A 19,186-nucleotide genomic window follows, 5' to 3' on the forward strand; every position below is an offset into this window, starting at 1 on the left:
CCGACTTTTGAGCAGTTGGCAAGAATGCTTAGTGAAAAGCTTATTTTGCCAAGAAGGCACGGATTTACAGAAAATGCATTCAGGGCATCAGACACTAATCACAAAGAACCGGCAACGAAGCGTCACCAGCAAAGGGAAGTAACGCATTGATCTGCGAATAGGTAACCCGGTTCACGGAAAGATCAAGGCCCGAAAGCTCGTCAAACCTGACCCAGGCAATGCTGGAAGTTTCCGTTGTCTGTTCCAGTATTTGCCCGCCGGTTATTTTACACAGGATAAAAAATTTGTAAACATACCAGGGTTCCTCGGGGTGGTCATGTTTTCTTTTGTCAAAAACAGCCAGCAACCGCTCTGCTTTCACTTCCAGGCCGGTTTCTTCCAAAGTCTCTTTCACGGCAACCTCGAAAGGTGTGTAACCCACATCCGCCCAGCCGCCAGGGAGCGCCCAGCGGTCGTGGTCTATTTTCTCCTGTACCATTAAAAGCTCGTCATTCCCCCGGAAGATCACCGCCCGGATGTCCACTTTGGGTGTCACATAGCCGATTTCGTAAGGTAACAGGCTGATAATCTGCTCGACAGGCGCATTGCTCATATGTGCCAGCAGATCGAGGCTGATCTGGCGGATCTCCTCGTAACGTTCGCGATCGTAATCACCAGGTTGAAATGCGAGGCCGGTTTGAGACAGGGCCAGGATACGCTTGACGGCGGCAAGCCAGGGGTTTGAGGACATGCAAGTAACAGGATATAGTAAGCGGGAGCCGCGAAATGGACGTAATTCGCTGGTCTCCCGCCGTAAGATAGCTGTCGGCCCTTAAACATCCGCCAGGACAAGCCGACTTTTTCATGCCGTGTTATTTAATAACCGCAAGCCTGAAATGCACCTTCTCACCATCGGTGCGTACTATCTCTACTGTGTAAGTTCCGGTTTTAAGTCCCGAAACATCTATGGATCCGTTCTGCAACAAAGGGCCTCCCGGGTTCCTTCCGGTCAGATCAACGATACTGGCTTTCACGATTTCACCGACAGCCACCCCTCTTACATGTACCGTCGAAGCATTAACAGCCGGGTTTGGATAAAGAGCCGCAGCTTCCGCTGCAAACTCGACCGCGCTGATGCGGCTATATGCGAAACTGCCTTCTTCACCGTCGGCGGCGCGGTCGATCATTTTGAGCCGGTACATATTGGTACCGGCCATGGGAAGAGCATCGGTATAGGAATATTCGGTACGGGTATGCTCATCGCCTTGTGCGTTCACTTCGCCCAGATAATGCCATTCTTTGCCATTGCGGCTGCGTTCGATCTCAAATAGCCGGCTATTGATCTCAGAGTTGGTTTGCCATTGCAGGTAAGCCTGGTTCTCGCGTTTTTTTGCCTGAAAGGAAACGAGCGTAACGGGTAATGCCGATTCGGGCTGGCCCGTGACGAAAAAGCCGCTGAACCCTGTAACCTGGAAAGACACCAGGTACATGGTTTGGTCGGCACTTTCGGTAACCGTGATGTTCGTGATCACTTGCGTCGGCCCTGAGTAAGTCCCCGGGAAGCCGTATGGACTGGTGCCATGGTATTGCACCACTTTCAGATTGGCAGGTAAGGAAGCGTCGTTGGCGTTGCCGTATGCCTGGTTGTAGGCGTCGAAATCCTGTTTGGAAAAATACAGCGTGACTTTGGCTGGGCCGTCGGTTCCGGATGGAGTGATATCGTAGTGCCGTTTGACAAAAACTTTAGTGCCTTCCGCAACTGTATTACCTGCTGCCAGAAAGGCTTTCACCGTGACGCTGCCAAGAGTGCCCGGTGTGCCGGTTGGTTCTATGAGACCAAATGTTTTGCAATCGGCAGTAATGGGTGTCGCCCCCGCATACACAGGCAATGTGGCCGACTCGCCGCTGGCGGGCAATGTACCGGGACCGGGGATAGCCTGCAATTCGTAAGCACCCATGTCGGTTTGGATATTGAAAATACGCGGATTGTTTGCAAGGTCTGTGGTGCTCGCCGGAATGTCCGGCAACGTTTCATTGGTACCTCTGTTGATTGCCGGAGAGCAGGGGAGGAGCGTCCAGTCGTTTTCACTGGTGAACTGCGGGTTGGTATTGCCGTCCAGGTTATGGTCGGCATCGCTGGCGGCAATGCCTTCTGCGAGGCTGTAACTGACCGAAATCGAAGCTTCCTGGTTGGTAATGCCTCCGTCATTGCCATAAATGATGCTGTTGCGAACGGTCACTGATCCACCCCATCCGTTGATCGCTCCGGGATAGATCTGCTCATTACCTGAAACGGTACAGTTGATGAGGGTGATACTGGCATCATCGTTGTAAATTGCCCCGGCCGATTCGTCTGCGGAGTTATTTGCCAACAGGCAGTTAATGAGTATGGTGTTGGAGCCATATCTGTTGGCAATCGCCCCTCCGCTACCGAACATGGCGCTATTTCCCGCAAAAACGGTGTTCGTAATCAGTGGTGAGGAATTGTCATTGTAAATACCGCCTCCATCCGACGCGGAATTGCCGATGAAGGCGCAATTAGTGATCGTAGGCGAAACGCTGATGTTCCGCATTCCGCCTCCATCGTCCGAGAAGGCACCAGAAAGGGTAAAGCCATCGAGCACATCGTCGTGTGTCAGGCCGTTCCCGTCATTGATGATGGTTGTGTTGGACAGTATCGTCGCTGTGGCGGGATTGTTGTGGGCAATGGGTAAGGGGCGCTGGTCGAGGGAGGTTTCATTCCCTTGGAAACTGCCGTAAAACTTTACACCGTGGATCATGGAAATGGTTCCTTCGTCGTATTCGCCGCGAGCCACCCAAATCTGATCGCCCTCGGAAGCTACCTGAAGGGCAATGTTTAATGTTGTAAACGCATTCGGCCAGCTGTCACCTGCCGGGGCTGGTGAGGAGCTGGCCGCGTTGACATACCAGATCGCACTAGGAGTTACCTCGTACGGTCCGAGGTCAATCCCCCGGCTGGTAAGTCTGCGGTTAACGTTGAGTGGAATGGGAATATCGGCTGTACTTTTCGGGAAATCTGAAAGATCCGTATCAGGATTGCCGGCGTCGGTTACGGGGCTGCCTTTGCGCTGGACAAAATCCATTCCGGCCGCATTGGTGAATTGCGGATCCGTATCGAGGATATTGGTGCCCCCCGGAAACCCGCCCTGGATCAGCGAATAGGAAACATTGGGAGTGCCGGGGCCATTAACACTGCTGACGCCGCCCGGAGAGGCGGGATCGATGTTATTCCAGATAATGCTGTTTTCGACAATCGGGGCTGAGCTGCCGGCCGCATACAATGCGCCACCATTGCCTGCGCCGGAACTTCCACCCACTTCATTGGCCGAAAACGTGGTATTGCGTATTGTTGGTGAAGAATTGTCCAGGTAAATCGCGCCGCCCAGGCCGGACGACGTGCCTTTTGCGGAGTTAGCCGCAAAAATACATTGCAGTATGAGGGGACTGGAATTCAGCAGGTAAATAGCGCCGCCTTTACCGTCACTGGCGGATGGCGTGGTGTGATTATTGGTAAAAACACAGTTCGTGATAACGGGCGATGAGTTAGCCAGGTACAAACCGCCGCCATGCCGGGCGCCGCCGACAGCCAACCCCGTGCCTTCGGTGACCATGAAGCCGTCGAGCCGGGTGGATGCGCCCACGCCGGATGCCGAAAGTACATTACCCCCAAGTCCTTTCAGGATGGTATTGCCGGTGCTGATATTCCTTTCGCGGACGTCGCTTTCGTAACCTTCGAACCCGCCATAGTAGGCCACACCGTTGGTCAGCGCCAGCGCTGTATTTGCTTCTTCTGTTTCGTAAGTTCCGCCGGCTACCCATACCTGCCCGATGGCCGGCTTCAACGCCGCGGCGCGTGTGGCGTAATAAAAACGTTTGAGCGCCTTCTCCCAGCTACTGCCGTCGCCTGGCTTCGAAATGTTGCCGTCGACGTATAAAATGCCGTTTTCATCGGGCTGGGCCTCCGTGGCGGGATCGTAGCCCGTGATGTTGCCATTGATCGTCAGGTTATCGATGGCAGAGAAGTTGTTGACAGTCGTCCCGTTGCTGACCGCGATTCTGATGCGGATCGTGTTGCGCAGGTTGGAAACGGTTTTTGTGCGGGTGATTGCGGTCGAGGACGAGTTCGAGGTAATGGATGAGCCGTAGTTTACACCCTCGACCTGGATCTGGAAGTTTGCATTGTCACCCGAAAGTCGGGAGAAGGTAATACTGGTGAGTTCGGCCTGGTAACGCTCTTTCATCGTGATGGTGATGACGTATACGTGGTTGTGTGCGTACAAGGCGGCCGCCGGATTACCGGCACCGTCGAACCAGTAAATATCGTCGCCGATCGATGACCACGCGACGGTCATGTTGCTGTTGATCGAGTTCGGAGCGCTAAGGTTCCTGTTATTGAAATTGTGGTTGTAGAGCACCGCGGAACGAGCGATCGTGGCGACAAGCAGCGTGCAACACAGCGTGAAAAAGGGTAGTAGTAGTTTTGTCTTCATAGCTTAGGCCGGAATGGTGAGAATTCGGTTAAGGGCCGCAATATGGGTGGTATGGGGCTTTTCGGACTGTCAATTTTTCGTCATAAACTGTTCATTTTTCATCGCCGAAGCCCGTTTTGTTGTAAATTGGCTTGAAACGTCTAGGTTTGAATAAATTCTACATGGCAAAGTCGGTGATCCTGTATTTGCTGCACGTGCTGGCCATCTGTTTGTGCGTGTCAACAACTGTGTCCGCGCAAATCGCAGGAGCGCCGGTGCCGGAAACGATCGCCGCCAAACAAGGGCTTCCACAAGGCTTTGTGCCGGGGATTGTGCAGGATGAGAGAGGCTTTATCTGGCTGGCCACGCGCGACGGCCTATGTCGTTACGATGGCCGGCAGTTCAGGGTATTCCAACCGTCGGATGCGCAGGAAGTATCGCTTTCTTCACTCGGCCTTGAAAATTTGCAGTCCGGCGTGGACGGAAAGATATGGATCACCACCGACCAGGGACAGATTGATATTTTCGATCCGGTCAGGGAGACGTTCTTTAATTTTTCGGGACAGGCGTTTTATCAAAAGCATTTCGGAAAACGCTTCTTGCGGAATATGTATATCGACCGGCAGCAGCGGCTATGGTTAATGTCCGACGGTGGCGGCCTGGCTTCTATTCATTTGAATACCCAAAAAATAGGGCAATACAATGCTCAGGAAGGCGACACAAGCGGCATTGCGCAGGCGCATGTGCGGTTCGTGAGCGAGGATCGGGCGGGCAACATCTGGGCTGGTACCAACCAGGGCATTTTTGTGCATAAAAATAATACGGCCCATTTTACCAAATACTATTCGGGTTCCCAGGCTTTTCCTCCAATAGATCGGAAGATAAATGCATTGAAGGAACTGCAAAACGGCCGCTTGATACTGCTTTTCGATACCGGAATGGCGCTGCTCAACCCAGCCTCGGGAGATTGCCGGGTTTACCCGCTGGTCTTCGATGCCAAAGCCCAGTACCGGCATCCGATCGTGACCGACAGCAAAGGGAACGTTTATTTCTTTAAAATGAACGGGTTGTACCGCCTCAGTGCGAACGACAGTCTCACTGCATTCCCGGTTCAGCAGGATGTGCAGGAGTTCAAAAGCCTCTATATTGACCGTTCCGACGTGCTTTGGGCCGGTACCAATGGACAGGGAATCAGAAAATACAATCTCCGGGCAGGTTATTTTAAAACAAAACCTTATTCGAATGGCTTTCTCGCTGACCTCCTGCACGACTTTCTGAATGTGCCGCAGGAGGAAATGGGAAGATTACCGGCTGATCTTTTTTCCTACAATTTTCGCTATGCCTTCGAAAACCCGCAGAAAATGTGGTTCAGCGCCGGACGAACGCCCTTGTATGAGCTGGATCTGGTCACGCGTCAGATCAAAGACATTCCTTTTCCGGTAGACGTCAACGATATCAAACGCTCCGAGCTGGCTATAAGCCTGGCAAAGGACCCCGACGGCCGGATGTGGGCTATGCATGACAGCCTTTTGTTTTCCTGCAAAAATGGCGTCTGGACGCGATTCCGCCATGCTATCCGCCCGCAGATCGAGTCAGGCATCCATCAGATCGTTGCCGACCGGCAGTTCATCTGGGTCGCCACCACGCTCAGGGGGCTTTACCGGATCGATAAGGATTCGGGCACCATCAGGCGATTTGGCGTTAATAAGTCGGCAGGGTCGCTGAGCAATGATAATCTGTACTGCCTCTTTGCGGATCCGCTCGACAATAATCTCCTCTGGATCGGAACGTTCGGCGGAGGGCTCTGTCGCTTCGATAAGCGGACCGGGCGTTGCGACCGCATTTCGAAGGATAATGGCCTGCCCAACAATGTAGTTTACGCCGCGATTCCGGATCATTTCGGAAACGTGTGGGTAGCTACGAACCAGGGCTTGTGCCAGATCGACCGCAAAACCCTGCGCACACGCACCTACACGCGTGAGGACGGCCTGATGGCGGATGAGTTCAACCGTTTCCATGCATTAGCACTGCCCGACCGTATTTTCCTCGGAGGAATGGAGGGAATCACAGCGTTTGATCCCAGACAGTCGAACGCTGACAGTTACCGGCCGCCGGTCCATATCACCGGGGTCTTTATCAATAATCAGGCTTTGAAGCCCCATTTATCGGCTGGTGAAGTGCCGGTAGCTGCTCTGGAAAGCCTGAATCTGGCGCATTGGCAGAACTTCGTTACCATCGAATTTGCGGCCATGCAATACAATCGCAGCGACAAAGTCCGCTACCGGTATCAGTTGGAAGGCGTGGACAAGCAATGGATCGAGACGGAAACGCCGGTCACTAAATACACCGACCTCCGTCCCGGACATTATGTTTTGCGACTGAATGCTTCCAATACCCACGGCATATGGAGCCCGCAAGTTCGTGAACTGCATATCAGGATCAGTCCTCCCTGGTGGCTTACCTGGTGGGCTTACGCGGTTTACGTTGGGCTATTGTTGGTGTTGATTTATGGGTTAATGCGGATTTATATTAACCGTGAGCGGATGCGGCAATCGATTTTGTTCAAGCAAAAAGAAGTTGATCTGAAAGTGCGGGAAGCGGAGCAATTGCGGGAACTGGATGAAATGAAGACCAAGTTCTTCTCCAATATCACCCACGAGTTCAGGACGCCGCTGACATTAATTTTGGGTCCGGCGGAACAAATGCTGGAAGAACCCCGACAGGAAAAAGATGGCAAACGGCTCTCATTGATCGAGCGTAATGCACGGCAATTACTGGGGTTAATTAACCAATTATTGGACCTCTCCAAACTGGAAGCCAGGACTGCGCGGGTAGATACAGCCTTGGGCAATCTGGGTAGCTATATGCAAGACCTCATTCAGCCATTCCAGCTTGCCGCGGAAGCCAGAAAGATCAATTTAAGCTTTCCTATTAAGCTGGAAAGCCAATATTACTGGTTCGATCACGAGAAGCTTGAAAGGATCGTCAATAACCTGCTGTCGAATGCGGTGAAGTTTGCTGACGAAGGTGGGCAAATACAGTTTTTTCTAACTTCTGCTGTGCCCGAAGGTGTGGAAATACGCGTGGCAAATACAGGTCCCAGGATTCCAGACACGCAGCTGGGTCACATTTTCGACCGTTTTTATCAGGCCGACCAGCAGAACGGCTATCATGAAGGCACTGGAATCGGTCTGGCGATTGTAAAAGAGCTTGTGCAATTACAGGGTGGAAATGTTGCCGTGCAAAGTGGCGTGGACGCGTTCGACACGGTTTTTACGGTAATATTGCCCTATCGCGAAGCTGCGCCCGAAGCCGTGGAGGAAGGTCTCGTTCAAGTATTTTATGGTCATGAAAATGGCCACGCAATTCATGAACAAGCCGATTTACCTAAAATCCTCCTGGTAGAAGATAACGCAGGCCTAGCAGGTTTCATTTCCGAAAGCCTGGAAGGAAGCTATCATTTCTACCACGCACAAAACGGTCGGCAAGGGCTTGAAATGGCGGCCGAAATTATGCCCGACCTGATCATCAGCGATGTCATGATGCCGGTGATGGACGGCTATGCTTTTTGCAGATTTATTAAATCCAATCTCGAAACAAGCCACATTCCGGTGGTATTGCTAACGGCCAAAATGGCGCTGGAAAGCAGGGTTGAAGGCTTGGAACTAGGCGCGGACGACTACATTACCAAACCATTTCACCTGCCCGAGCTGCGCCTGCGCGTACGCAACCTGCTTGACAGACAGGCAAGGTTGTATGAACGCCTCCGTGCCCGATTTACCGCTTTGGTCGCAGAACCGGCAAAGTCGGAAGAAAGCAGGGATCCCTTTCTGGTCAAACTGCACCAAATCCTCGATACCCGGCTCGAAAGCCCGGAATTTGGCGTGGCCGAACTTACGCACGAGATCGGTATGAGCAACAGCAGCCTCAACCGGAAGCTCAAAACACTGACGGACCTTTCAGCGGTCGAACTGATCCGTAACTATCGGTTGAAAAAAGCCGCTGCACTGCTCGTGGACGGGGTAGCGGTGTCCGAAGCCGCCTACGCGGTGGGATTCGATAACCTTTCTTATTTTGCCAAATGCTTCCGGGATCTGTATCATATGACGCCCCGTGAGTTTGCCGCCAACGGCATCCATTGATCAGGCTGTTACGACCTGGGCTTTTATGAATACCGTGACCGACCCTGAAACCCGCACATTTGGCGCAAATACCACCGCTGATTGTCATTAAACCCCACGCATCTTCACCAGCGATCGGTTTATGTTTGTAAAGTAAATAAGCACTCAGAATGAATACGCGGGTTAAGGATTACCACCACATCATCGATACCTGGCTTCAAACGTTGGAGCCATACGATATTGCCCGGCTATTGGCACAGCCGGCACCGGGCGCATGGTCGCTGGGCCAAGTGTATATGCATATGCTCGATGAGTCCGAATTTTATTTCAACCAGATCAAAATCTGCCTGGCGTCGAATGATTATGCGATGGAGGAAGCCACTTCGGAGGCGAAAGCGATGCTGAGAAACAATGCATTTCCGGATGAGGTCATCGAAGGCCCGGCCACCAATGCATTTGTCCGCCAGCCGGATTGCAAGCAGTTGCTGACCGAGCGTCTGCTCGCATTGAAAAAGCTTGTGCGGGAAACCGACCGGCTGATCGCCACGAGCCTGTTTCGCGGAAAAGCGTGGCATCCGGGTTTGCATTACCTCGGCGCGGAGGAATGGTTTCAGTTCTCCGAAATGCATTTCAGGCATCATTTGCGGCAGAAAGCCAGGATAGAGGCTTTTTTGGAACGTACATTCGGACCGCTGCTGACCGACCGCCTTTGACTGGCGACCATGGACGATTGTAGACTGGCGACCACGGACGATTGACCATGGACCATCGTTAGTTAACGGGTTGCGGTCGGCGGTTCGATGCCTGATGTCACTAAAACCACAATATCGATCCATATCAAGCAGATTTTTGAGTTTTACACAGATTGCATTTTGACGGCTTGGTGAAGGGCTGTATCATTACGGTTAAAAACTAAAATCAAATGAAAGTAACCTATTACGGCCACTCGTGTTTTTCGGTAGTTGCGGGTGGCAAGACCATCCTTTTCGACCCTTTTATAACCGATAATGAGCTTGCAAAGGGCATAAATACGGATGACATCAAGGTCGATTACATATTTGTATCGCACGGCCATTTCGACCATTCGCACGATGTGGTGACGATTGCTAACAACAACGACGCCATGGTAGTGGGCAGTTGGGAACTGTATACGCATTTTGGCGCGCAGGGCGTGAAGAATGTGCACCCGCTCAATCCGGGCGGTAAATGGGCATTCGACTTCGGCACTGCCAAAGGAACGGCTGCAGTACATTCGAGCAGCTTCCAGGATGGTAGTTACGCCGGGGTGGCCGAAGGCTTTGTTTTCAAAACAGACGACGGCAATTTCTATTACAGCGGCGACACTGCACTGACGCTGGACATGACGCTCGTCCCGAAATGGGCCAGGCTCGATTTCGCCGCATTACCGATCGGCGACGTGCTGACCATGGGCATCGAAGACGCCATCGAAGCCGCGAAATTGCTGGATGTAACCCAGGTATTGGGTGTGCATTATGACACTTTTGGATTTATCAAGGTCGATAAAGCTGCTGCGATCGCGACATTTGCCGAGGCGGGACTGACGCTGCATTTGCCGGAAATAGGGGAGACAATCACGATCTGATGCAACGAAAGCTAATTTTAATTTCTTTTTAATTACACGCCTTCATCTTAACGATATATTTCGAAAACAATAACAAGTACCAAAAGTGCGGTTATTGCTATTGAGTTATGTAGTGAAAATCCATTGTTCATTTTTGATCAATGGATTTTACTTTTTAGGGCTCAGCGGTTTTCAAGCCAGCCGAGAAAGTGGCTTACCTTTTCCTTCCCGATAAGGAGCTTTTCGGGCGTCGGGATCGTCAGTTTAATGAATAGTTTCCTGGAAAAATAGTGCTCTACTTCCTTGATTGCATCAAAATTGACCAGGTACTGGCGATTTAGCCTGTAAAATTGTGACGACGGCACCATACCCTGCACTTCTTCCAGTGGCTGGGTGATGGTATAATCCTGCTGGTCGAACGTGCGTAGCCAGGTCGTTTCATTGTGAATGTAGAAGAATGCGATCGTTTCAGTTTTGATGGTAATGTATTTGTTTTGCTTGAAAACTAGGAAGCTCCTTTTGGGCTCCGGTCCGGTCAGTTTTCTTAATAGTGTTTCCAGCTCGGGAACAAGCGGTTTTTCATTGGAAAAATAACTTTTCAACTGGCTCAGCTTCGTCAGGGCGCCTTCAATGTCTTCTTGCTTGAAGGGTTTGAGCAAATAATCGATGCCATTGGCTTTGAATGCCTCGATGGCGTAATGATCGTATGCCGTACAGAAAATGACAGGGGGCACCACTTTCACAGACTCGAAAATCTCGAAACAAAGACCATCTGAAAGCTGAATGTCCATGAAGATCAGATCGGGCTGCGGCATTTCGGTGAGCCAGGAGACGGCCCGCTCCACGCTTTGGATCGTCGCCACGATCTCTGCCTCGGGACGGATGGTGGTGATCAGCTGCGCCAGCGAGCGGGCCGTTTTGATTTCGTCTTCAATGATTACGATTTTCATGAATGAGCGGCAGTTTTACCCTGAAATATTCCTGGTCGTTGTCAATTTCTATGCTTTGTTCCAACAAGTGGAAATACCTTCTCTTGATATTGTCGAGCCCCACTTCGGTGGAATGCTCGGGATTCTTTTTGAGCCGCAGCGGGTTTTCGACCACCAGCCGGCCATTCTCCACATGAACCCTGATATGCAGCGGATAATCGAGTGACACTACATTATGTTTGATACAGTTCTCGACCAGTAGCTGCAATGTAAACGGCGGGATCCAGGTCTGGTAAACTTCCGCCGGAATGCTGTATTCCAGTTCGATACCTTCCTCGAACCGCGCTTTGAGCAAATACATGTAGGCATCCAATATCTCGGTTTCTTCCGAAAGCATGATCAGGTCAAGCTTTCGGTTGTCGAGTGTAAAGCGGTAGAAATCAGAAAGTTTTAATATAAAATCCACACTATTTTTGTCGCCCAGCTCCACCATCGACTTCAATGTGCTGAGGCTGTTGAAAAGAAAATGCGGATTTACCTGCTGTTTCAGCAACTCGTATTGCGCGCCCAGATTGTCGGCTTTGCTGCGTTCGAGTTCCAGGATCACCTGCTGGTTGCGGTGGGTTTGGTAGAGCAAATGCAGCAACATATAAAAGATGAGGTTGATCATGATCCCCCGCACCTCGAACATCAATACTACCGGCCCAAAATCCAGGGAAGGGACCGCCAGCTTTTGCGCACCTACCATCAGGAACATCAGCACCATGCCGATTGCGATGCTCCGGAACAGCAGCGGGTAGGAAAAGCCTGTGCTCGAATGCTCCTTTGTGAATTTCGGCAGTGAATAGATATTGAAATACCACACAAATAATGTGAACGAGGTGGTGATCAACGCGCTGGTAATGGCCTCGAAAACGTTGGGATGCTTCTCTGCTATCTTGGGCACGGTGGTGAGCACGCCCAGCGACAAGGAACTCAGCCAGACGATCACCGCCGAAACTCTGAATGTTTTTTGTGCCATGATTGTGACTAAAACCTTGTTTAAGGGAAAACCGACGCCTGTTGGGCAAATATAAAACTAATCCGCTCCGCTTTCTGCCCAGCTGCATTTTCGCGGTTGTTTCCGCCACGGAGCTCCAAGGTGTAACCCGCTTGCGGAGAACCGTCGCGCCCCGGCACAACGGTAACGGTTTCCTCGGAGACGAGCGAACCGTTGATGTTCCCACCAAACCAGAGCGGGTTACCTTTGAGGTTCCACGTTACGAGCTTGTACACTTCGCCCGCTACATGCCCGGCGCGCTCCTTGCCTGCATTTGCGACAGCGTCGTCGTTGCCGTAAAGCACCGAAATGGTGCGGGTGCGGTCGTTGTGGAAAGAAGTGACCACTTGGAGGTCATGGTCGTTGAAGATGGTTTCCGGCGCAGGCGCCAGCCTGCGCGGCTCCGAGCAGCCCGCGAATGTGAGGACGGTGAGGAAGAGGGTGAGGATGTTCGTTTTCATGATGATGGTTGGTTTGATTGACCGGCGATTGCGGGTTCGGTGTCGATTTTTTGACCATGGACCGCCGACGGCCGACCGCCGATTGCGGGTTTGGCGTCGATTTTTTGACCATGGACCATAGACGATAGACCACGGTCCTTTAAGGTAGAGAGACATGGTCTACGGTCTATGGTCCATGGTCCATGGTCTATAGTCCATCGTCCATCGTCTACGGTCTGCCGTCAGCGGTCAGCGGTCGGCGGTCAGCATTCTCGTCAGACAACGTCGGCCGTGCCGCAGCGACAATGGCACCAGTCTGCGTGTTTTGCAGGAAAGTGATCACTTCCCAGTCGTTCGGGTTGAACGCCTCGGGCAGGCTTATCGCCACATTGCCATTAGCACTCGCGGGAAAGCTCTGGATTTTTTTCACGATTTGCACATGAGGCAGCAACCGGCCGGCATTCTCACCGCGTTTCACCATGGTATGCGCCAGTTTTTGTACCAATGCAACCTGCAAAAGAGTGCCGCGACCAGCATTGGTGGTTTGGTAATTCAAATGTAGTTTCCGCGCCGCGATTTGCGCTTCCACATTCAATTGTGCCGGAGCAGCCGAGCGCAGCTCGATATTCAGCGCACGTTTCAGGGTTTCTTCCTGCGAGCCGATCAGCTCATGTTTGCCATTCACAACTACTTGCGGGGTGTAAACTGTTTCGAGATTGAGCCAGCCCGCATATTGGTATTGGCGTTTGGTAAACTCCCGGTCGCTGAACACATCCCGCCAACCCTGGTGGTTCCAGTAATCGACATGGAATGCAAGGAGATAAACCGGCTTACCCGCATTCTCTTCCTGAATTTTAGCCAAAAGCTTGTCAGCCGGAGGGCAGCTCGAACAGCCTTCCGAGGTAAATAGTTCGACGACGGCGAAGCCGGTGTTGACGGCGTTTTCGTCGGTAGTGGTGGCGTTTCTATTTGGAGATAGAGCCATAGCCGAAATTGTAAAGCAAAGGGTGAAAAGTAGCGAGGCAATGATGTTGGTTTTCATGATAATGATTGAATGAGTGAATGTTTTTTGACTGCGGACCGCCGACCGCCGACCGCTGACCGCTGACCGCTGACCGCGGGTGCTGACCATGGACGATAGACCATAGACGATGTTTTGATTGCTCTGTGGACGATCTTGAATTGTTACTCTTGTAATTTTTGAAAGTCGCGTTATCAAAATTGCGATCGGCGGTCGGCGGTCCATGGTCGGCGGTCCATCGTCCATCGTCCTTCCCCACGCCCGTCACCGTCCAACCCTCTTAGTCGGAATGTCAAACACGAACCCCGTTTCTTCCGCTAACTGGTGGCAGTTCATACATGCGGTGGCGAATGATGCCGTCTTTCCATAAGGTTTGAGTTCGAGGCCGTTGAAGCGGGCGAAACCCCAGCCTTCGGTTTCGGTGAATTTTTTGGCGTCGCGCACCATGATCTGGACGTTGTTGAAATTGCCGGGCTTTACATTGCCTTCGGCGTCGGGGGCCTGGCTGTTCCAGACTACTTTTGCAATCACGGCACCGTCGGGCCAGGGACGGATTTTATCTTGTTCCAGCGCTTTTACAGCAATATCATTTCCGTAGATAATGCGCATCGTGCCATTGTCGGCGCGGCCGGTGGAACTGATGACCTTCCAGTTTTTGTAATCATCGAAATAGCGGATGCCGTTGAGCGAAGTCGGCGCTTGCGACACGCGGGGCTTTCCGACAATGTGGGCGGTGTCACCAGTAGCGTAATGTTTGCGTGAAATTTCGGTTACGTATTTTTTCAGGATACCAAGTTCGGCCGGACTGACTTTTGCAGACGGATGCGTTGCAGTATATTCAGGAAGCGGCATCCGGCCCGCATCGATCATATTCACAATGTACCAGAGCTTACCTTCCTGGTCGCCCTTCGGAATGCTGTCCCATTCCGAAAAATTGAAACGTTTCCGGGCTTCCTCCACGTCGGCCGCTACCTTATAAGAGAATGGCGCGATTTTGTCGTACCAACGTAGATTGGTTTCATTGGAATGGCAGTCATAACAGGAACGTTTCAGAATGGCGGTCACTTCCTCCGGTCCGTGAAACTCGGATGTTACCGGCGGGTTTGCGATGGTGGGACTATTGACCTGCAGGACCACAAAACTTGTAAAAAGAATACCTGCGACTACGGCGGCGGCATTTCGGTATCGGTTATGTTTCAGGGCGTTCATAACGGTTTGTTTTTTTCTCAAAAGTAGGCAGGTAAGCCGCCTCCCGGAATCGGAACCCGGCCGAAGTGGACATATTGAACCCTGAAATGGGCAGGGGAAGGGGGATGGGGGATGGAGGGAGGATGGGAGGATAGGAGGAATGGCGGAAGGGAGGAGAGAGGAGGGAGGACAAATGGCGGCGGTGGTTGTCCATTTGGCCTCCGATTTTGTCCGGTCCGGCTATTTTACGATGCCTTTATCTATCAAAATGTATTCTATTTGTATCAGAAATCGCAGCGGAAATGGCGGTTTCTAGTAAAGACAGAAGCTTTTTAAACCATATTATCCAATTCAAAATCATGGAAACCATCGAAATTACAAAAGTAGCAGGTACTACTACCATCGATAAAGTGCTTTATACCGGAAAAACCCACACCTCAGGCGGCCGCGACGGCGCTTCCCGTAGCTCGGACGGGAACCTCGATATCCAATTATCGTCACTCGGTTCGACGGGTACTGGTACCAACCCTGAACAACTTTTTGCTGCCGGCTGGTCGGCCTGTTTTATCGGCGCGATCGGCATAGCAGCCGCGAAAAAAAGAATTACCCTTCCCCAAGGCACAGCAGTGGACGCCGAAGTGGATCTCGGCACGACCAAAGGGGAATATTTCCTGCAAGCCCGCCTGAATGTAAGTCTGCCCGGCCTGGACGAGGAAATTGCCCGTGACCTGATCGAATCGGCTCACCAGACTTGTCCTTATTCCAAAGCAACACGCGGTAATATCAACGTTACCATTAACGTGGCCATTTAGTAATAACCCACACTTCATCGACGCCCCGTCCGGTTTTGTCCGGGCGGGGATTTTTATTGCCATGTGTCAGGCCAGCATCACAGCGTCCGGCGCCTTCCATTTGGTTATAAACAACTCCTGCAACTGCTCGATTTCTTTCTGGTAAATGGTTTTTTTGCGCGTTCCAAAGTACAGCGTATTTTCCAGCGGCGAGCTGCCTTCCCAAACAAGCTCGATCTGCCCGGCTTCAAGCGCTTCCACACAAAGGAAATGCGGGACGATAGAAAATCCCTCGCCGTCGCTGAGGCAGCGGATGATCGAGCAGATGTTCGGCACGATGTAATTGGGGCGGAAATCGGGGTGCTGATCGAAGTTTTTTAGCCAGAAATTTTTCAAATGCTCCATATCCGCGGCGGTACTGTACCAGATGTGCTGTTTAAGCCAATTGGCGGCTTCTGCTTTACGGGGCTGGTTTAGTAGTTCACGGAGCGGTTCGGTGTCGGTTTGGCTACCGGCGATGAGTACGATCCTTTCCTTTGAAAATGGTTTGTAAACCAAATTCTGCTGCTGGCCTTGCTGGGGCGTCACGATCAGGTCGAGCAGGCCGTTATCGAGGTCCTGCTGCATTTGCGGGTATTCCCCGAATTTGATGATGAGGTTGAATGGAAGCGTGGCAATATGCTCTTCCAGCGTATACTGGAATGTTTCAAAACACATTCCGAGGCTGATCGTCGGCCGCTCGGCTTTGGAGCTTTTGTGGAAATGCTGCTCCACGGCTTCTAGCTTGCGGAGCGGATCGAGCACAAAGTTGTACAATACCTTTCCTTTTGCCGTTGGCACCATTTTCCGCGGTGACCGGTCAAACAATTTATGGCCGGTGTAGGCTTCGAGTGAGTTCAAATGCAGGCTGACGCCGGGTTGTGATATAAAAAGTTCCTGGGCCGCCGCCGAAAGGGTGCCCGTCTCATAGATCGCCTTAAAAGTGCGGAGCCATTCGAGATTGAGTTGCATAGCTATCTATTATTTTAATAATACAAATGTACTATTTAAGTTATTTTGATAATACATAAAGTAGCCGGAAATTTGTATTGTCAAAATTTAAACAGCACAATGAAAAAGATATTTGTCATTAACGGCGGTCAGCATTTCGCACATTCCGGAGGGAAGTTCAACCATACGCTGACAGGGTTGGACCAATCCTATTTTACCAAAGAAAACGGCTTCGAACTCCAGGTAACGGACATTAACCAGCCTTACGACCCGGATGAGGAGGTAAGGAAGTTTGTTTGGGCCGATGTGGTGGTGTATCATACGCCTGTATGGTGGTTTTCAATGCCCTACAAATTGAAAGAGTACATTGATGTCGTCTTCACAGCCGGTCACCGCAAGGGATTGTACCGCAGCGACGGCCGAAAAAACGAGACGCCGGAAATCAACTACGGGACAGGTGGCACGCTCCATGGCCGCAAGTATATGCTCACTACTACCTGGAACGCGCCCGATACTGCATTCACATTGCCCGGCGAGTTCTTTCTGGAACATTCTGTCGATCAGGGAGTAATGTTCGGCTTCCACCGAATGAATGCATTTTTGGGAATGCAGCCATTGGAGAGCATGCATTTTCACGATCTGGAAAAGAACGCAACGCCGGAGCGGATAGACGCTTATAAAAATCAATACCTCAGCCATTTGGAAGAGGCTTTTACCCATCTTGAAATAGCATATCAAGCATAACCAACACAGCCATGCCTATTTACCTGACAGCCGTTATCAAAAGCAAAGCCGACTACCGCGACGAGGTCCGGGAAACGCTGCTCAATCTGGTCACCGAATCCCGTAAGGAAGCAGCCTGTCTGCAATATGATCTTTACCAGGACGATACCGACCCGAATGTGTTTGTTTTTCAAGAAATCTGGGAAAGCCGTGAAGCGCTCGAAGAGCATAACCGGCAACCTTACCTGCGTGCATTTGTGGCCTCTTTCGACAAACTGCAACACGACCCGGAAGTTTATCTGACGCAACCTATTGCCAAAGCAGCATAACATGGAGCAGTCTAAAACAGCATTGGTAGTGGGTGCCAGCGGTGTGATCGGCAAGAACCTGCTTGCATACCTGCAATTATTGCCCGAATGGAAGGTGATCGGTACGTCCCGAAAGCCACTTCCTGGCAATGTTGATACCATCGTGGTCGATTTGCTCGACGCATCGGACGTGGCGGCCAAATTTGCCGGTCTTGGCGACGTAACACACGTTTTTTACACGGCCTACCAGGATAAACCCACCTGGGCGGAGCTGGTGGCGCCGAATATGGCGATGTTCAGAAATGTGGTAGAAACAGTGGAGAAGGCATCGACAAAGCTCGAACACATCAGTTTTATGCAAGGCTACAAAGTGTACGGCGCGCACCTCGGACCATTCAGGACACCCGCGCGGGAAGACGATCCGCCTATTATGCTGCCCGAATTTATGACCGAGCAACAGCGGTATATTGCCGCGGCGCAGCAAGGAAAAGCATGGAGCTGGTCGGCGATCAGGCCATCGGTGGTAGGTGGTTTTGCGCCAGGTAATCCGCTTAATCTGATATCGCTTATCGCGGTGTACGCATCGATTTGCAAGGAGCTGAACGTCCCGTTCCGCTTTCCCGGTAAACCAGGAGCATATCATCCGCTTATGGAAATAACCGACGCGGATTTGCTGGCCAAAGCGACCGTGTGGGCAGCTACTAATGCGGCTTGTGCCAATCAGGCATTCAATATCAGCAATGGCGACCTGTTCCGCTGGGAAGAGTTATGGCCAAAACTAGGAAGGTACTTCGGACTGGAAACCGCTCCGCCCGTACAGCTACCGCTCGCGGAAGTCATGCGCGACAAAGCGCCTGTGTGGGATACGCTGCGGGAACGCCATGAGTTGCAATATGGTTATGAGGCATTATCCGCCTGGCCGTTTGGAGATTTTGTCTTTTCCTGGGACTACGATTTTCTCGCAGACGGCTCCAAGGCCAGGCGGCTCGGTTTTCACGAATATGTAGATACCGAACAGATGTTTTACAAGATTTTCGATCAGCTGCGTGCCAACAAAGTGATTCCCTAACCTTCCTGCTCCACAAATTCTGCCAGACTTTTGTCAACAATATGCGTCCAGCCCGCAGCAAAGCTCTCGGGTTTGAAATCGGGGTGGTCCTTTGGAAAGGACTGAAGGCCCTTATGTGTGAGACGAAGGAGCGTTTTGTCGCCTTTGGGGATCAGTTCGAAGGTTACCTCGGAGTCGCCGGGGTGGTCGGCGTAGCGCCAGGAGTAGCTGAGCTTACGGTTTTGCTCGGCCTCCGTGACTTTTAGCAGGTGCCGGTACTGCCTTTCTTCGCTTCCCGCTGTGAATTCAAACTCGAAGCCCGGTTCGGCCTTGAATTCGGGGATATTGAAATACCATTTTTGCATTTGCCCCGCATCGGTGAGGGCTTTCCAGACGCGCGCTGGTGGCGCATTCAGTTCTCTTTCTAAGACAAACGGTTCGAAAGCCATGTTTCCGGTTGGTTAAATTGGGTGGTTTTGATATAAGAAGCGAGGCTATCATTATTTATACGCATAAAAAAATCCCCGGATTGCTTCG

Annotated in this window: 16 protein-coding genes; 7 read left to right on the plus strand and 9 right to left on the minus strand. The window is 51.6% G+C overall.

From position 1 onward, the window contains the following. Nucleotides 1-94: 94 nt before the first annotated feature. Both LZD49_RS29795 and LZD49_RS29800 read right to left on the minus strand, forming a co-directional pair. Nucleotides 95-730 carry an NUDIX hydrolase N-terminal domain-containing protein gene (locus LZD49_RS29795; RefSeq protein ID WP_234671656.1) on the minus strand — a complete coding sequence of 212 codons (636 nt, stop codon included), beginning with the start codon at nucleotides 728-730 and terminating at the stop codon, nucleotides 95-97. A 121-nt stretch (nucleotides 731-851) separates the two neighbouring features. Beyond that, nucleotides 852-4,490 (minus strand): choice-of-anchor Q domain-containing protein, encoded by a 3,639-nt coding sequence (locus tag LZD49_RS29800; RefSeq protein WP_234671657.1) that lies wholly within the window; start codon nucleotides 4,488-4,490, stop codon nucleotides 852-854. Nucleotides 4,491-4,636: 146 nt separating this feature from the next. On the opposite strand from LZD49_RS29800, the gene LZD49_RS29805 reads away from it, so the two are divergent. The 3 genes from LZD49_RS29805 to LZD49_RS29815 all read left to right on the plus strand — a co-directional run bounded on the left by LZD49_RS29805 (nucleotide 4,637) and on the right by LZD49_RS29815 (nucleotide 10,193). Beyond that, a complete protein-coding gene (locus LZD49_RS29805) occupies nucleotides 4,637-8,611 on the plus strand; it encodes an ATP-binding protein (RefSeq protein WP_234671658.1) in 3,975 nt (1,324 codons plus the stop codon). Between the two features lie 149 nt (nucleotides 8,612-8,760). Continuing rightward, entirely contained in the window at nucleotides 8,761-9,303 is a 543-nt protein-coding gene (locus LZD49_RS29810) for a DinB family protein (RefSeq protein ID WP_234671661.1), read from the plus strand. A gap of 209 nt (nucleotides 9,304-9,512) precedes the next feature. After that, nucleotides 9,513-10,193 carry a metal-dependent hydrolase gene (locus tag LZD49_RS29815; protein ID WP_234671663.1) on the plus strand — a complete coding sequence of 227 codons (681 nt, stop codon included), beginning with the start codon at nucleotides 9,513-9,515 and terminating at the stop codon, nucleotides 10,191-10,193. A 161-nt stretch (nucleotides 10,194-10,354) separates the two neighbouring features. Here the strand turns inward: LZD49_RS29815 and LZD49_RS29820 are convergent, their stop codons facing one another. From LZD49_RS29820 to LZD49_RS29840, 5 genes are all read right to left on the minus strand, one after another. After that, entirely contained in the window at nucleotides 10,355-11,122 is a 768-nt protein-coding gene (locus LZD49_RS29820) for a LytTR family DNA-binding domain-containing protein (RefSeq protein WP_234671665.1), read from the minus strand. Continuing rightward, complete coding sequence (locus LZD49_RS29825; protein WP_234671666.1) at nucleotides 11,103-12,122, minus strand: sensor histidine kinase; 1,020 nt, start codon at nucleotides 12,120-12,122, stop codon at nucleotides 11,103-11,105. Before LZD49_RS29825 ends, LZD49_RS29820 begins: the two co-directional genes overlap by 20 nt. Before the next feature lie 20 nt (nucleotides 12,123-12,142). Then, nucleotides 12,143-12,601, minus strand: coding sequence for a hypothetical protein (locus LZD49_RS29830; protein WP_234671667.1), 459 nt, complete (start codon nucleotides 12,599-12,601; stop codon nucleotides 12,143-12,145). 208 nt (nucleotides 12,602-12,809) lie between these two features. Further along, nucleotides 12,810-13,622 carry a thioredoxin family protein gene (locus LZD49_RS29835; protein WP_234671668.1) on the minus strand — a complete coding sequence of 271 codons (813 nt, stop codon included), beginning with the start codon at nucleotides 13,620-13,622 and terminating at the stop codon, nucleotides 12,810-12,812. A 243-nt stretch (nucleotides 13,623-13,865) separates the two neighbouring features. After that, nucleotides 13,866-14,810: a heme-binding domain-containing protein gene (locus tag LZD49_RS29840; RefSeq protein ID WP_234671669.1), complete on the minus strand. Its 945-nt coding sequence runs from the start codon at nucleotides 14,808-14,810 to the stop codon at nucleotides 13,866-13,868. A 338-nt stretch (nucleotides 14,811-15,148) separates the two neighbouring features. Between LZD49_RS29840 and LZD49_RS29845 the strand changes: the two genes are divergently transcribed. Continuing rightward, entirely contained in the window at nucleotides 15,149-15,601 is a 453-nt protein-coding gene (locus LZD49_RS29845) for an organic hydroperoxide resistance protein (protein WP_234671670.1), read from the plus strand. A gap of 66 nt (nucleotides 15,602-15,667) precedes the next feature. Here the strand turns inward: LZD49_RS29845 and LZD49_RS29850 are convergent, their stop codons facing one another. After that, a complete protein-coding gene (locus LZD49_RS29850) occupies nucleotides 15,668-16,591 on the minus strand; it encodes a LysR family transcriptional regulator (RefSeq protein ID WP_234671671.1) in 924 nt (307 codons plus the stop codon). 99 nt (nucleotides 16,592-16,690) lie between these two features. Between LZD49_RS29850 and LZD49_RS29855 the strand changes: the two genes are divergently transcribed. The 3 genes from LZD49_RS29855 to LZD49_RS29865 are packed head-to-tail and all read left to right on the plus strand — an operon-like array spanning nucleotide 16,691 to nucleotide 18,670. After that, a complete protein-coding gene (locus tag LZD49_RS29855; protein WP_234671672.1) occupies nucleotides 16,691-17,314 on the plus strand; it encodes an NAD(P)H-dependent oxidoreductase in 624 nt (207 codons plus the stop codon). Between the two features lie 11 nt (nucleotides 17,315-17,325). Next, nucleotides 17,326-17,622: a putative quinol monooxygenase gene (locus tag LZD49_RS29860; RefSeq protein ID WP_234671673.1), complete on the plus strand. Its 297-nt coding sequence runs from the start codon at nucleotides 17,326-17,328 to the stop codon at nucleotides 17,620-17,622. A 1-nt stretch (nucleotide 17,623) separates the two neighbouring features. Then, on the plus strand, nucleotides 17,624-18,670 hold the full coding sequence (locus LZD49_RS29865; RefSeq protein WP_234671674.1) for an SDR family oxidoreductase: 1,047 nt from the start codon (nucleotides 17,624-17,626) through the stop codon (nucleotides 18,668-18,670). On the opposite strand, the gene LZD49_RS29870 is transcribed toward LZD49_RS29865, so the two are convergent. Beyond that, complete coding sequence (locus tag LZD49_RS29870; protein WP_234671675.1) at nucleotides 18,667-19,098, minus strand: SRPBCC domain-containing protein; 432 nt, start codon at nucleotides 19,096-19,098, stop codon at nucleotides 18,667-18,669. The genes LZD49_RS29865 and LZD49_RS29870 overlap by 4 nt on opposite strands. Between the last annotated feature and the right edge of the window lie 88 nt (nucleotides 19,099-19,186).

This window comes from Dyadobacter sp. CY261, assembly GCF_021440085.1.
In the GTDB taxonomy this organism is placed as follows: domain Bacteria; phylum Bacteroidota; class Bacteroidia; order Cytophagales; family Spirosomataceae; genus Dyadobacter.

Excerpts from the sequence above, each read along its gene's own strand:
- LZD49_RS29795 (WP_234671656.1), bottom strand. The coding sequence starts at position 730 with ATGTCCTCAAACCCCTGGCTTGCCGCCGTCAAGCGTATCCTGGCCCTG.
- LZD49_RS29800 (WP_234671657.1), bottom strand. The coding sequence starts at position 4,490 with ATGAAGACAAAACTACTACTACCCTTTTTCACGCTGTGTTGCACGCTG.
- LZD49_RS29810 (WP_234671661.1), top strand. The coding sequence starts at position 8,761 with ATGAATACGCGGGTTAAGGATTACCACCACATCATCGATACCTGGCTT.
- LZD49_RS29815 (WP_234671663.1), top strand. The coding sequence starts at position 9,513 with ATGAAAGTAACCTATTACGGCCACTCGTGTTTTTCGGTAGTTGCGGGT.
- LZD49_RS29820 (WP_234671665.1), bottom strand. The coding sequence starts at position 11,122 with ATGAAAATCGTAATCATTGAAGACGAAATCAAAACGGCCCGCTCGCTG.
- LZD49_RS29825 (WP_234671666.1), bottom strand. The coding sequence starts at position 12,122 with ATGGCACAAAAAACATTCAGAGTTTCGGCGGTGATCGTCTGGCTGAGT.
- LZD49_RS29830 (WP_234671667.1), bottom strand. The coding sequence starts at position 12,601 with ATGAAAACGAACATCCTCACCCTCTTCCTCACCGTCCTCACATTCGCG.
- LZD49_RS29835 (WP_234671668.1), bottom strand. The coding sequence starts at position 13,622 with ATGAAAACCAACATCATTGCCTCGCTACTTTTCACCCTTTGCTTTACA.
- LZD49_RS29840 (WP_234671669.1), bottom strand. The coding sequence starts at position 14,810 with ATGAACGCCCTGAAACATAACCGATACCGAAATGCCGCCGCCGTAGTC.
- LZD49_RS29845 (WP_234671670.1), top strand. The coding sequence starts at position 15,149 with ATGGAAACCATCGAAATTACAAAAGTAGCAGGTACTACTACCATCGAT.
- LZD49_RS29850 (WP_234671671.1), bottom strand. The coding sequence starts at position 16,591 with ATGCAACTCAATCTCGAATGGCTCCGCACTTTTAAGGCGATCTATGAG.
- LZD49_RS29855 (WP_234671672.1), top strand. The coding sequence starts at position 16,691 with ATGAAAAAGATATTTGTCATTAACGGCGGTCAGCATTTCGCACATTCC.
- LZD49_RS29860 (WP_234671673.1), top strand. The coding sequence starts at position 17,326 with ATGCCTATTTACCTGACAGCCGTTATCAAAAGCAAAGCCGACTACCGC.
- LZD49_RS29865 (WP_234671674.1), top strand. The coding sequence starts at position 17,624 with ATGGAGCAGTCTAAAACAGCATTGGTAGTGGGTGCCAGCGGTGTGATC.
- LZD49_RS29870 (WP_234671675.1), bottom strand. The coding sequence starts at position 19,098 with ATGGCTTTCGAACCGTTTGTCTTAGAAAGAGAACTGAATGCGCCACCA.